This window comes from Geitlerinema sp. CS-897 (assembly GCF_028368005.1).
GTDB classification, from domain to species: domain Bacteria; phylum Cyanobacteriota; class Cyanobacteriia; order Cyanobacteriales; family Geitlerinemataceae; genus Baaleninema; species Baaleninema simplex.
Genome location: NZ_JAQNCQ010000028.1, coordinates 1 through 13606, shown reverse-complemented (window position 1 = coordinate 13606; position 13606 = coordinate 1). Strand labels below are relative to the sequence as shown.

11 protein-coding genes and 1 pseudogene are annotated in these 13606 nt (G+C 50.4%); 4 read left to right on the top strand and 8 right to left on the bottom strand.

What is annotated here, in order from left to right; all coding sequences use genetic code 11:
- Positions 1-105 precede the first annotated feature (105 nt).
- The 3 genes from POG22_RS01295 to POG22_RS01285 all read right to left on the bottom strand — a co-directional run bounded on the left by POG22_RS01295 (position 106) and on the right by POG22_RS01285 (position 1864).
- Positions 106-780 (bottom strand): hypothetical protein, encoded by a 675-nt coding sequence (locus POG22_RS01295; RefSeq protein ID WP_498903167.1) that lies wholly within the window; start codon positions 778-780, stop codon positions 106-108.
- 2 nt (positions 781-782) lie between these two features.
- Positions 783-1334, bottom strand: coding sequence for a J domain-containing protein (locus POG22_RS01290; protein WP_498903166.1), 552 nt, complete (start codon positions 1332-1334; stop codon positions 783-785).
- A gap of 182 nt (positions 1335-1516) precedes the next feature.
- Positions 1517-1864 (bottom strand): hypothetical protein, encoded by a 348-nt coding sequence (locus POG22_RS01285; RefSeq protein WP_017663156.1) that lies wholly within the window; start codon positions 1862-1864, stop codon positions 1517-1519.
- An 86-nt stretch (positions 1865-1950) separates the two neighbouring features.
- Between POG22_RS01285 and POG22_RS01280 the strand changes: the two genes are divergently transcribed.
- A complete protein-coding gene (locus POG22_RS01280) occupies positions 1951-2346 on the top strand; it encodes a YccF domain-containing protein (protein ID WP_498903164.1) in 396 nt (131 codons plus the stop codon).
- Positions 2347-2512: 166 nt separating this feature from the next.
- On the opposite strand, the gene POG22_RS01275 is transcribed toward POG22_RS01280, so the two are convergent.
- From POG22_RS01275 to POG22_RS01265, 3 genes are read right to left on the bottom strand one after another with little or no spacing between them, the layout of a single operon-like run.
- The gene (locus POG22_RS01275; RefSeq protein WP_498903162.1) at positions 2513-4546 is read right to left on the bottom strand and encodes an AAA family ATPase; all 2034 of its coding nucleotides are present in this window, start codon (positions 4544-4546) and stop codon (positions 2513-2515) included.
- A gap of 37 nt (positions 4547-4583) precedes the next feature.
- Positions 4584-6656, bottom strand: a complete 2073-nt coding sequence (locus POG22_RS01270) for an ATP-binding protein (protein WP_498903160.1) — start codon at positions 6654-6656, stop codon at positions 4584-4586.
- A 28-nt stretch (positions 6657-6684) separates the two neighbouring features.
- Positions 6685-7536, bottom strand: coding sequence for a hypothetical protein (locus tag POG22_RS01265; protein ID WP_498903159.1), 852 nt, complete (start codon positions 7534-7536; stop codon positions 6685-6687).
- Between the two features lie 233 nt (positions 7537-7769).
- On the opposite strand from POG22_RS01265, the gene POG22_RS01260 reads away from it, so the two are divergent.
- Together POG22_RS01260 and POG22_RS01255 are read left to right on the top strand one after the other, a co-directional pair.
- Entirely contained in the window at positions 7770-8729 is a 960-nt protein-coding gene (locus tag POG22_RS01260; RefSeq protein ID WP_498903157.1) for an Npun_F2552 family protein, read from the top strand.
- Positions 8730-8884: 155 nt separating this feature from the next.
- Positions 8885-9109: pseudogene (locus tag POG22_RS01255) on the top strand (transposase); the annotation flags it as partial.
- A gap of 73 nt (positions 9110-9182) precedes the next feature.
- Here the strand turns inward: POG22_RS01255 and hemJ are convergent.
- Positions 9183-9752, bottom strand: coding sequence for a protoporphyrinogen oxidase HemJ (hemJ, locus tag POG22_RS01250; RefSeq protein WP_063717745.1), 570 nt, complete (start codon positions 9750-9752; stop codon positions 9183-9185).
- Positions 9753-10492: 740 nt separating this feature from the next.
- Between hemJ and POG22_RS01245 the strand changes: the two genes are divergently transcribed.
- Positions 10493-13381 (top strand): adenylate/guanylate cyclase domain-containing protein, encoded by a 2889-nt coding sequence (locus POG22_RS01245; RefSeq protein WP_063717744.1) that lies wholly within the window; start codon positions 10493-10495, stop codon positions 13379-13381.
- A gap of 114 nt (positions 13382-13495) precedes the next feature.
- On the opposite strand, the gene POG22_RS01240 is transcribed toward POG22_RS01245, so the two are convergent.
- A partial coding sequence (locus POG22_RS01240) for a transposase (RefSeq protein ID WP_498903168.1) occupies positions 13496-13606 on the bottom strand: 111 nt, incomplete at its 5' end.

Genomic DNA, 13606 nt, shown 5'->3' with positions numbered 1-13606 from the left:
TAAGCAAATCGGAATGCGAGTCAAAATATCGGGAGCGCAATGGAAAGTAGAGAATGTTTCTAAGATTCTTTCTTTACGCTGTGCTTACTTAAATGGCACTCTGTTTTAGCAATATTTTTGCAAAACTGAGATGCACCCGGCCAGACCTTCGATCGTTGGTGGAGCGACTTCGTTCACTCTTTCACAGTATTCACGTCTCTCTTCATTACGTAATTTAATTGACAATTCTTGACTTATTTTTTCTAAACCAGACAACGAGAAAAAACGAGTGCTTTCATAGTCGCAAAAATCTACATCTCGCTGCATCGGTAATTCCGAATTTTGAATATTGTGTAACGCTGTTTTTAGCCTTTTGTAATTGGTTTTAAAAATATTCACAACATCTTTCTGGCTGAGCCAATGGCGTCCGTATCTTAGAACTAAAGACGAGCTATTATTGCCGATCGCTTTGCAGACTTCTGCATCAATTTTATTGATGCGATACTCTTCGATAAAATTTAATACGTTTTTGACTGAACCTTTAGTTATTATTTGCTCCAAATCGAAATATTTCGTAGCCGCGAGCGCTCCTTCCATTGAAAAAACTCTGATTGGTTGATTGTTGACTCGTCTTTCTACTATAAAATGCACCCATTCCTTAAGTCTGATATTGTTTTCTCCATATTCTACTAAATAATCAATTATTTCCAAAAATTCCTCGAATTTGTACTCATAATTAAGTCCTAAAGCATCAGCAAGATTTGTTTCTCGAATGAAGAAAATTTCTCGATCGAAACTCATGGTTAAAATTTAGCAATGATACTTTTGTACATCACTTCTAACTTTTCAAAAATTTCTCTATCTCCCGTATCTGGATTGTCAGGATGATAAATTTTTAACAATTTTCGATAGGATTTTTTAATATCCTGGTCGGTAGCAGTCTTAGGATCTAATCCAAAGACCTGCCAGGGTTTAAAGTATTGAAATACATTAATTCCATTAATACAGCCATATCCCGTTTGATTTTCTTCCCCTGGGATAATGCCCACAAATTTACGATAGAGCAATTCCCAAGCTTCTTTGAATCGCAAATCAAATTTATCCATTCCATCAGTCGCCATCCGAAAAGCTCCCGATTGTTTTAAAGCAGGCGTATTGTCAACCTTGAAACGACGATAAACCCCTTGCTTTAATTCATCGATAGTTGGGGGTTTAGTAGCTCGCTTTGACTTTTGTTCCCAACTCTGAATCAGGAAATAGGCAAATTCTTCCAAAACCTTGGAATCCACCTGCCTAGCGCGAGCAAAAGAATCGATTTGATTTTGGACTTGTGGCGTCAGAACAACCTGGCTCATGACGAACTACCTCGTTATTAGATCTATTATAGCCAAATATTCCTTTTGACCAGTCTTTCTGACATCACTAAAGAGATTGTGTTATGTTCCCCGTAACGGCGTTGCGTGTAACACCGCTACGGGGAAGAGACAGCGGAGTGATTTGGCCAGAGTCGATCGTCAAGGTTCGATCGCCTCTGGTCTCAATCCTGCCATTTCCCGGTAAAAATGCTCGCCACGGCGCGTTCCAAGCGGTTCAAATCCTCCGCCAACAGCGGCGGCCAGGACACGCCGCAATTGCGACCTCGCTCGAACTGACGCTGACTTTCCAACACCAGCAGATGCAAGGCGTAAGTCAACTCGCGATCGATCTGGGATCGACCTTCGAGCGATCGATACAACACCTTCAACGCCAGCAAAATCGAGGTCATCTGACCGGGAATCGGTGCGTTTCCCCGTTCGAGGAGCATTAAGAACGCATCGGGATTGCGCCGTGTCTCTAACGTCATTCCTTGGTCGATGAGAAAGTTTCGTGCAGTTTTGTCGTCCATGAGAGAAATTGTGTTAGATCGATAGTGAGGCGAGGGTCGAGTCTGCGAGTCGCGTCTTCAAACTTTACCAAGACCGGGAGTTCCCAATGAGTTTACTTGGAAATATCATCTGGCTGATTTTCGGCGGGTTCCTGTCGGGACTCGGTTATATTATCGGAGGTTTGGCGTTGTGCGTCACCATTGTTGGCATTCCGTTCGGCTTGCAAACCATTAAATTGGGTTTTGCGACGATGACGCCCTTCGGTAAGGAAATCATTGAAGATAAGAGCGCCAACAGCACGCTTACCATTATTTTTAATATCGTTTGGATCGTGTTGTTTGGCTGGGAAATTGCAATTTCTCATTTGACCCATGCGGCAATTTTGGCGATTACTATTGTGGGATTGCCCTTTGCGAAGCAACATATTAAATTGATTCCCATGTCGCTATTTCCCTTCGGTCGTTCGTTGAAAGAACCGGAACGGATGGAAGCATTTCAGTAGGATTTGAGTTTCGATCGCCGCAGGTTGGGTTGAGCGAAGCCGAAACCCAACCTTACTATTTTCGGAATTCCAATTGATTTTAAATTGAATTTTTTGTTTGCAAACACCAATTTCGGTTAATTCCAGAAACTTCAGTTTCGATTGGAAATTTGACAGTGAGGCTACGTTACGACGATATGACGTAACCAATCAGGTGTTCTTCCGGGTTAGAATCGGGGTTGAGGATAGCGATACGATTTTCTTGGCAAAGAGTTGAAATGGCTCGATCGATGTCATCTTTTTGGAAATCGGGAAATTGCGCGTTGGTACTTTCGACTAATACCGTTCGTCCGATGAGTTGTTGAGTTTTGACGAGTGCGAAAATATATTCTTTAACGCGATCGAAGGGATCGCGTTCTTCAATTTCGAGCAAACTTCCCAAATCGTGACTGAAGACATCGAGCTTTTGTAACAATCGACAATCTTGTAACACTTCTGCTCGCACCGTTAACGCTTTCAACTCCTCAAAATCGATCGCGCGATCGCCGAGGACGAAATCTCCCGATTTTGCAGAATTCACTAAATTGTGATAGGTCTCCAAAATATGAAGCGAGTCGAGATCGGGAATGATGTGACGGTGGATCGAATCGACAAACAACTCTTTATAACGGCGATATCCTTGATTTCGGGGAACTCCTAAATTTTCAGCCCGAATGAGATATAGAAACTGACAGGTGTTTTTCTCTAAAGCCTCTTGAGCCGCTTTCATCACCCGACAAAAACTGACTAAATTCGGCTCTTCAATCCAAATAACCCCGACGCGACCGAATTTGAACGACCAATAAAAACTTAAAGAATAACGTCCGTAAGTGGGACTTTCAAGAAGTTTGGGGCGAACGCCCGTCACGCCTAAAACTTCCAGAACTTGACGCAACATTTGCATGAGTTCCGGTGCTGAAAACTGGCGGATGTGGCGAACTTTCGACTGGACTTGTACCAGTTCGGTTTCCCAGGTGAGTTTGAAGGCGGCCAGTTCGTCAGTGGGGCGATCGCCTCCGTCTTCAACCTCCGACATCACAGGCGTCTCGAAGTGGGGAGATCCCCCGTTGGCGACGCCGATTTTCGCCTGTTGAAAGAGCGATCGCCCTAACATCAACACCGATCGGGGAAGGGCGCGATCGCCGGGAAATTTCCGTTCGAGAGCCTCCCGAGACAGGGGATACAGGGAAGAAGGGGGCGGACTGTCCGCTTGGCGGTGAAGCGGGGCTAAACGGGTTTCCCAAAGCTGCTGAGCGCGATCGATATCGATGGGGCGCAGGTGCAGTTCGGTATCGATGCGGGCGAGATCGGCCGGTTGGACGTGTCGCGCGTTTTCGTTCCAGGTATTGGTGACGATGCTGACGATGACGAGGAAGTTTTTCAGCTTTTGGTTGTGGACGATGGAGTTGACATTAAACAACGCCTGTAAGTCGATATAGCCGCGATCGCTGCGATCGACGTTATCGAGATTGTCGAAACACAACACGATCGGCTGAGTTGCAGTGGCGATGCGTCCGAAGTTTCCTAAAATACTCTGGGCTTTGTGTTCGGTATCGATGGAACTGCTGACGTGTAACGCCTTCAAACTTTCGTCGTCGAGATCGTCCCCTTTGAGCCAATCGCACGCCAGAGAATAGAGTTGTGGATCGGTGAGGTGGTAGAGAACGCTAAAAAACTCGTTGGCGTTGTAAATTCCCGTGGGATAGGTCGATTTGAAGTTGTGGACGAAGAGATGGCGTTCGCCGATGAGACGTTTGAGAAAGCCGCGATCGCGAAAGGCCGAGAGACTTTTCAACCACAGCAACAGTTGCGATTCCTGCGCTCCCTCGGGAACGTAAGTCAGGCTGTCGATGGTGTGGCGTAGGGTGTGACGCCAAATATAATCGCTTTCCGGCCAGGGGCCGATATACGTGAAAAAAGCTTGGGGATTCAACCGCTGTTTGAGGCGACTCAGCAGAAAACTTTTCCCCGATCCCGAGTCCCCCGACAGTAAAATCGTGCGACTGCGGCGATCGCCTGCGACGGTCTCGAGAATCCGTTCGATTTCTGCGACGATCTCCTGGTGGATCGATTCGATCGTAGCGTGGGCCGGGCGGTCTTCGTGCCAAAAATTCCCCGGCCGGAAGGTCGTCGAGTCGAACGGATTGACGGCGCGTTGGACGAGCTGCTCGATAGAAGCCATAGTTATCAGTCTCCAGTCACCAGTCTCGGGTCACCATTTACGTTTGGGCGATAACGAGCTGTTCTTCGAGGGGAAGGTCGGGATCGAGAATTCGTACGGGGCGATCGCTGAGGGAAAGGGTTTCGATGAGTTGGTGAACCTGTTGTTTGCTGACGCCGCCGAATTGGGCGATCGCTTCTTCGATGAGTTGTTCGATCGCCATACACTGTTGGTTGACGACGCGGTTGACGATGAAATCCTCGATGGCTTGAAGGGAGGCTTCAGCTTCCTCGCGGGCGACGGTGGTTTCAAAAAAGCCCAATTGTTGCAACAGCGGACAGTCTTTCAAAACCTCCGTTTGACGAGTCAGAGATTCGAGGCGATCGAGGTCGGGGGTTTCTTCTCCCACCACCAGTTCTCCAGACAGGGCGTCGTTGACGAGGGTGTGATAGGTCGAAAGATAGCGCACCGACACCAAATCTGACATGAAATGGTTGTTGCGATCGTCGCTGAAAATCTCTGTATAGAGTTGATAGCCGCGATTGCTCGGCGAGCCGACTCCTTCGGCGCGAACCAGTTGCAGCGTGTGACAGAGCTTGCGATCGAGGGCTTCGCGACAGGCTTTGAGGAGGTTGAAAAACTTCACCATATTGGCGTCTTCCGACCACACCACCCCCACGCGATCGGGGGTTCCGGGGGCGCGATAGCTTAACGAATAACTGGCGTAAGTCCGACTCGGAAGCAGGCGCGATCGCACGTCTTCGACTTTCAAGACGCTGAGGGCTTCAGCCAGCATCTGCATCAACTCGGGAGCGGCGTACTGACGCAGGCGGTTGACCCGTTCTTCCGTTTGCTTGAATTTTTTCAACCACACCAGTTTGAACGCCGCAGCGGGGTCGCTCGTGGCGTCTGTGGGAACTTTTGGCGGGAGCGAAGGACTCGACCCGTTGTGAGAAAACTCGGTTCCGCCATTGCGAACGATCCCCGATTGCAGTCGGTCGAGTTTCGATTCCTGATACAGTCGCCGCCCCAAAATCAGCGTGTTGCGGGGTCGCGTTTTTCCCCCCGGAAATTTATCGTCGAGATATTGGCGAGCCAGGGGATAAATGGGAGATTCCGGTTGGGGGTAGGTTTGGCGGTGCAGTAGGTAGAGGCGACTGGCCCAGAGGGCTTCGGCTTGATCGAGGGTGATTTGTTTGAGGCGAATCGTCGTATCGATGCGATCGCGATCGGTGGCGGGAATGCGAGCCTGGTTTTGTCTCCAAGTATCGGTAATGATGCTGATGACGAACAGAAAGTTTTTGACTTTCTGCGTGTGGAGCATGGCGTTAACGCGAAACAGCGATTGTAAATCCAGGCTTCCGTCGCTGTTGCGAGCGATGTTGTCGAGTTGGTCGAAACAAAGGACGATCGGCTGTGTGGCGTCGGCGATGCGTCCGAAGTTGGCTAGGGTTTTTTGAGCGGCGTCTTCCGTGTCGATGGTCGATTGCACGCCCAACTTTCGCAGCGAGTCTTCGTCGAGGTCGTCGCCGCGCAACCACTCGCAAGCGATGGGGTATAACTCGGGGTTGGTGAGGTGGTAGAGAGCGCCGAAAAACTCCTGTGCGTTGTAGATTCCCGAGGGATAGGCTTCGAGGAGTTTGCGGACGAAAATCTGACGGACGCCCCCCCGCAGCCAATCGATGAATCCTCCTTGTTGAACGTCTGAGAGGTCTTCGAGCCAGAGGAGAATTTGCGATTTGTCTTGGCCTTCAGGTTTTTCGAGGAGACTGTCGACCGTGTAGCGGAGGATATGTCGCCAAATGTAATCGCTGGCGGTGAAGGGTTCGACGTAAACGAAAAAGGCGCGAGGACTGGCGGAGTCCGCGTTACCGGTTTGAATCGATCGCTTGAGGCGTCCGAGAAGATAGGTTTTTCCCGATCCCGTTTCTCCTTCGAGGAGAATGGTACGCGATCGCCGGTCGTCCGCCACGCGATCGAGAACCGCTTCGATTTCGTCGAGGGCGTCTTGGTGGATAGAATCGACGGTGAGATCGGGATTTTGAACTTCTTGCCAAAAATTCCCCGACCAAAAGGTTTCCGTGTCGAACGGGTTCGGCTCCCGTTGGATAATGCGATCGATCGCGGTCATAGTTCACCTCGGCGACAAAGCGATACGTCTAGGTACGGATGATAAAGAACAGCGGACCTCCGATATCTTGAGGAATCCCGGCTTCGATTTGTTCGCTCGTGTAGTGAGCGGCCTCTTGCAGAGAACTTAACTCGATGCGATCGCTCCGTTGTAAGCGATATAAGGCCAGATCGAGTTCTTCCCGAGTCAGGGGAGGCTGTAGCCGTTCGCGCAAGTAGAAGATCGGTAAGTAGTTATCGGTTCCGAGCAGTCGGTCGAGTTCTTCGACGGCGTACCAAATATCGGTGTCGTTGGGCTTTTCTGTCAAACGCCGCTGGGGATTGACCGGTTTGGGGACGGGTTTCGACGGGGGTTTGGCTTCGGTATCGGTTTGGGAACTGTCGAATTTGCGGAGAAACTGAAGGTAGCAGGCGAGGTGGTTCAAATTCAGTTCCAGGGCGCTTCCGCTGGGGATGTATTCGTGGCGCAGGTAGTCGAGGCCGCGAGGCGTCAGCCAAACCTCTTGAATCATGGTTTTTTCGGCTTTAATCAAGCCCCGTTCGACCAGTTTGCGAATCACGACCTGGCGGTGTTCCGTATCGAGATCGGTGTCTTTGGGGGAAATACTCTCTTCCGCGCAAGCTTTCAAGACTTTAATTTCATCTTCCGTCACAGGAAGCCGACTCGTATCGAGACGTAGCAGCGCGTTTCCCGGCGGTGCGATGCGAAACTGAACGATTTCTTCATGGCAATCGACGAAACCGCGATCGCACAAGGTATGGCAGAGGCGATCGCGCTCGGCCGCTTTGGTGCGATTGTTGGGCTTGACTTGGGAAATTGGCGCTCGGTAGTCCGGCATCCCCAACAGTTTCAATAAAAATTTCAGTTCCCGCGTATCCATTCGGTTCGACTGCTATACGACGATCGCCCTATATTACCGTGTCGGTGTGGTCGGAGGGGGAGCAAGGGAGCTTCCGGCTCGAGGGAAAGGAGAAGTAGTGCTGTATAGCCTCTTGTCTTTTGCCTCTCGACCTTTTGCCTTTTGCCTCACCTTTAAGCATAGAAGGTGTTTGGCGAGATAGGACAGAGGGACTGTGTTAACGTACCGAAAAAACGCTTGACGAGGAAATCACTGTGTCAGTTGTCAGTTTAATACGATCGCGCTACTACGAAACCGATGCGCTGCGGGCGTCTCTCGAGCCGTTACTCGAACCGCTGGGAGGAATGGGGGCGATCGTCAAACCGGGCGATCGCGTATTGCTCAAACCCAATCTTCTCACGGGTTCCCGTCCGACGAAGGAATGCGTCACTCGCCCCGAGGTGGTGTACGCGGTGGCGCAAATGGTGAAGGAGGTCGGCGGAAAACCGTTTCTTGGGGACAGTCCGGCGTTTGGAAGTGCTAAAGGTGTCGCTAAAGCCAACGGCTATCTTCCCCTCGTGGACGCCTTGGATTTGCCAATTGTGGAATTTCGCGGAAAACGCTACGACACTGAAAACGGCAACTTTAACCATCTGCGGTTGGGGAAAGAGGCGATGGACGCCGACGTCGTCATCAACCTGCCCAAAGTGAAATCTCACGTCCAGTTGACGATGACGATGGGGGTCAAAAACCTCTTCGGTTGCGTTCCGGGGAAAATGAAAGCCTGGTGGCACGTCGAAGCCGGAAAAGATGTCGATCGCTTTGCAGAAATGTTGGTGGAAACGGCGCGATCGATCGCCCCCAATTTAACGATTCTCGACGGTATTATCGGTCACGAAGGCAACGGCCCCAGCGGCGGCGAACCCCGCGAACTCGGCGTGTTGGCAGCTTCGACGGACGTATTCGCCTTGGATTTGGCGCTGCTTCATCTCCTCAACGTCGATCCGGCGATCGTTCCCACAGTCGTCGCCTCGCAGCGGTTGGGGGTTTGTCCGAAGTTCGAGACTCTGGAATTTCCCCTCGCGACACCTACCGATTTAGCCGTGACGGATTGGAAACTTCCCGAGGCGTTGATGCCGATCGATTTTGGATTGCCCCGAGTGTTGCGATCGACCTTCAAACATCTCTATATTCGCTTCGTCCGCGAACCGATGGAGAGTGGGAAGCGCTCTTAATAGGGATTTTTGCGATTCCCGATTTATGGGACAGTGGGATGAAATTTCTCAGGTTGGCGATCGCTTGAAATTTAGAGGTTCGGTGATGGTGGTGGCGATCGCAAAATCCCGAAAGTTTTATGGATTTTTCGCGTGCGACGAAGAGAATTTTTGGGATAAAGATGATAGACAAAATTTTGCTCTGCAAGCGAGCCATCATTGAATCGGTTAACGACCCACTCAAAAACATCTGCCAAATCGATCGTTCTCGCCACCGCAGCGTGTTCGACTTCCTCGTTAACCTGCTGGCTGGGTTGATTGCCTACACCTATAGCGACAAAAAACTAGCCCTGGATCTGGAATTCAAAAGCTTACCCGCACTACCTTCGGCTATTTTTTAGTTTCGTCAAAATCACGTTAATAAAAAAGGTGAGCAGTTATGCCCACCTAACAACTGAGGTGAAGACTCAACTCTTAAGATTGAGAGGCTTCAGTCAGTTCCCGTTCTTTGTCCAAACGACGTTTACGAGCGTAAAGTTGAATTGTTGCCGCCATCAAAACTACTGTACCAAAAATTAACCACGGGGCGATATTTGTTGGGAAATTATTTTTAAAAACTGCCAACATCACGATAACGAGCAGCAAAAGTGTCGGAGCTTCGTTGAGGGCGCGAAGTTGTTTGCTCGTCCAATTGCATTCACCTCGCTCGAGCTGTTTCATCAAGCGGCCGCAGTAAAAATGATAGGCGATCAGAACTGCAACAAACGTGAGTTTAATATGCAGCCAGCCCGACTTTAAAATTTCGGGTTCCGTGGTGATAAGCCCGATCGCCATTGCTGCCGTGACCAACATTCCGGGCGTGGTAATAATGTGGTACAGCCGCTTTTCCATAATTTGATATTGATTTTTTAAAATGGAACGAGCGGGTTCGGGTTCGGCGTCGGCTTCGACATGATAAATAAACAACCGGACTAAATAAAACAGTCCTGCAAACCAAACAACAACGCCGATTAAGTGAAAGGCTTTATACCATAAGTAAGGCATGAAAATGAAGACTCCCCTCGAGCAAACTCAAAAATATCTCTAGATAGGATACAAAACTTTGGAGAATGCTGGGACAAATTGTTAAGAAACGCTACAGACCGGCTTCAGTCGCTCGCCGTCAGTCGTTCCCGAGCCGATTCTGAAAATTGTCTCGACCCGATCGCCCGAGATCCGAGACGGAAAGTTTAGACAAATGGACGATCGCCTTTCTGGATCGGTTCTCAACTCGGGAAAATCGCCCGGAACTCGAACCTTTCAGCTCGTATAACGTTTGAAGGCATCTACGTTCGCATCAGGTCACAGCACATCAGGGTCAACATCGAACATGAAGTTTTACACGGACAACACCGATCGCCATCGCACGATACGAACAGTCTCGAGCGCACAGCCGCCGGTCTTCTCGCGGTATACTCGTTCCTCGAACGAAAACGCTTCATTCCCACCCGAAAACCGCGATTTCTTGGCGATCGCGCCGTCGCAAGCCGTTGTGGGGGGTCGGCCGTCCCTCCTCGCCTCCCAACAATACCGGTACAATAGGGTATTGGAACGATATCGGAATTTCGATCGAAACCGTTCGACAGGTTTATCAGTCAGGGGAAACTCGCATCACCATCAAAAAACGTCGCTCGACCGGGACGAACGACGTTTTTTCGACGCAGGACGATCGCGCAGGAAATTGTAGGGTGCAACCATCGGTCGTTTGCCATCACGCCGACTTCGATCGCAACCCAGGTAAAACTATGACTTCTTCCCCCGTCGAGCGACGTAATCTCATGAGAGACGAAGACAAAACGAAAACAGAATTAATTGAAGAACTCGTCGCCCTACGCCAACGAGTCGATCGGCTCGAAACCCAAACCGCATCCGCCAGCAGTAACGGCCACCCCAACGACGCGAACGCCACCCTCGAATCTCAACTCGAAGAACGAACCGCCGCCCTCATCGAAGCCAACGACCAACTCGTCGCCGAAATCGTCGAGCGGAGTATGGCAGAAAACGCCCTGCGATCGGCCAAAGACCAACTCGAAGCCGCTCTCGAAGCCGTTCCGGGGGTCGTATCGTGGATTAGCTCCGATTTATGCTACCTCGGCGTCAATCAACAGTTAGCCGCGATGTTTGGATTGCCGATCGAACATTTTATCGGCAAAGATATCGGCTTCATGCAAGCCAGCTCGGAATTTTACACGTTCGTTCGCCACTTTTTCGAGCAGTCCGAACGAGAAACCACTTGTGAAGTCCGAGCAGACGTGGAAGGAGAACTGCGGGACTTTCTCATCGTCGCCCAAAAGTACGACGAAGGACGCGCCGCCTTTACCGTCGGGATCGACATCACCGAACGCCGACAAGCCGAAAACGAACTGCGATCGGCCAAAGACCAACTTCAAGCCATTCTCGAAGCCGTTCCCGGAATGGTGTCGTGGATTAGCTCCGATTTACGCTATCTCGGCGTCAACCGCCACCTGGCGAACACCTACAATCTCCCCGTCGAAGCCTTTATCGGACAGGATATCGGCTTTCTGCAAACCAGCGATCGCTTCGAGCAGTTCCTGCGAGACTTCTTTACCAGTGTCGAAACCGAAGCCTTTCAGGAAATTACCGCCAAAGTCTACGGCGAATCCCATAGTTACCTCATCGCCGCCCGCAAATACGACGAAGGACGCGCTGCTTTTACCGTCGGGATCGACGTGACCGAACGCCACCGCGCCATTCAAGGTCTGAAAAACGCCGAAGCCAAATATCGCAACATCTTCGAGAACGCCGTCGAAGGTATCTATCAAATCGCCCCCGACGGACGCTATCTCAGTGCAAATCCCGCCTTAGCGAGAATCTACGGTTTCGAGTCTCCCGAGGCGTTGGTGACTAGCCTCAGTTGTAACGATCGCCTGCTCTATCTCGATCGCGATCGCCGACACCAATTCATGGGACGCTTACACGCAGAAGGACGCGTCGTCGGCTTCGAGCAGCAAATCTACCGACACGACGGTTCGATCGTTTGGATTTCTGAAAACGCCCGCACGGTTTGCGACGAAGACGGAACCCTCCTCTACTACGAAGGCACTGTCGAAGATATCACCGAACGCAAGCGAGCAGAAGAAGCCCTCCAACGGGCGAACGAAGAACTCGAAACTCGCGTCGAAGAACGCACCGCCGCCCTCAAACAGTCCAACGATCGCTTGATGCTAGAAATCGGCGAACGCCAGCGCGTCGAAGCCGCTCTGCGGAAATCCGAAGCCGAGCTGCGAGCGTTGTTTAGCGCCATGACGGACGTTATCACCGTCTTCGACGCCCAAGGACGGTTCGTCAAAATCGTTTCGACGAACTCGGAAGTCCTCTACAGCCCCACGGAAGACCGCATCGGGAAAAGCGTTTACGAAGTGTTTCCCCCCACCCAAGCCAGTATTTTTATCCGTCACATCCAACGGGCGTTAAACACCGGAACGACTGTGAACCTCGAATACAGCCTTACCGTCGAAGAACGAGAAACTGGTGCGCCTGTAGACGTTTGGTTTGCAGCGACGGTGTCTCCCCTTCCCGACAACTGCGCCATTTGGGTGGCGCGGAACATCACCGAACGCAAGCGCGTTTTAGATGCTCTACGGGAAGCCGAGGAAAAATATCGCAGTATTTTCGAGAACGCCGCTGAAGGTATTTATCAAACCACGCCGGAAGGACGCGTCGAAAGCGCCAACCCCGCCTTAGTGAGAATGTACGGCTACGACTCGTTAGAGGATTTACAAACCCACCTCACGGACGTGACAACTCAACTGTACGTCAACCCCCGCCGTCGTGCGGAGTTCGTGGCGGCGTTGGAAGAGGGGGGGGCGGTATCGGATTTCGAGTCTCAGGTGTACCGCAAAGATAAAAGCGTCATTTGGACGTCAGAAAACGCACGCACGGTCAGAGACGATCGCGGCAAGTTACTGTATTACGAAGGGACGGTACAGGACATCACGAAACGCAAGGAAGCTGAAGAAGCGTTGCGCGCCGAACAGGAAAAGTCGGAAAGTTTGCTGCTCAACGTTTTACCGAAATCCATCGCCGAACAGCTCAAGCAAGATCGAACTTGTATTGCAGAACGGTTCGACGAAGCCACGATCCTGTTTGCAGATTTGGTGAACTTTACCAGTCTTTCGGCGCAGATGTCTCCCTCGAAACTGGTCGATTTACTCAACGAGATTTTTTCGACTTTCGATCAGTTTGCGTTAGCCTATCGGTTGGAGAAAATAAAAACTATCGGAGATGCTTATATGGTGGCGGCGGGGTTGCCGATGCCGATATCGGATCATGCCGAAGCGATCGCAGAAATGGCTTTAGAAATGCAGTGGGCGATCGGACAGTTCAAGCAAGAAAATGGCATTCCCTTTCAGTTACGCATCGGGATTAATACAGGGCCGGTGGTAGCGGGGGTGATCGGCATTCGCAAGTTTACGTACGACCTTTGGGGCGACACGGTGAATATTGCCAGTCGTATGGAATCTCAAGGACAAGTCGGCAAAATTCAAGTTACTGAAGCGACGTATTTGAAATTAAAAGATCGGTACGTTCTCGAACCTCGGGGAATAGTAAATGTGAAAGGACGAGGTGAGATGATGACGTATTGGTTGTGCGATCGCAAGAATAATATTTAAGAGACAGAGATAAAAAGGGTGCATCTCACTTTCGTAAAAACACCAAAATCATAGTAAAATAAGATGAGTAGATATCTCTAAAAAATTTGGCTCTTCCGAACTTAAGATGCAGAATCAATCTGAAAAAATCATAGAAAGCTGACTCCTAAGCTCAAAGTTGCAGAAATTACGAAATCCATAAGCTTTGCGTTTAATCAGCTTTAACTTGTTGTTTAAACCTTCCAC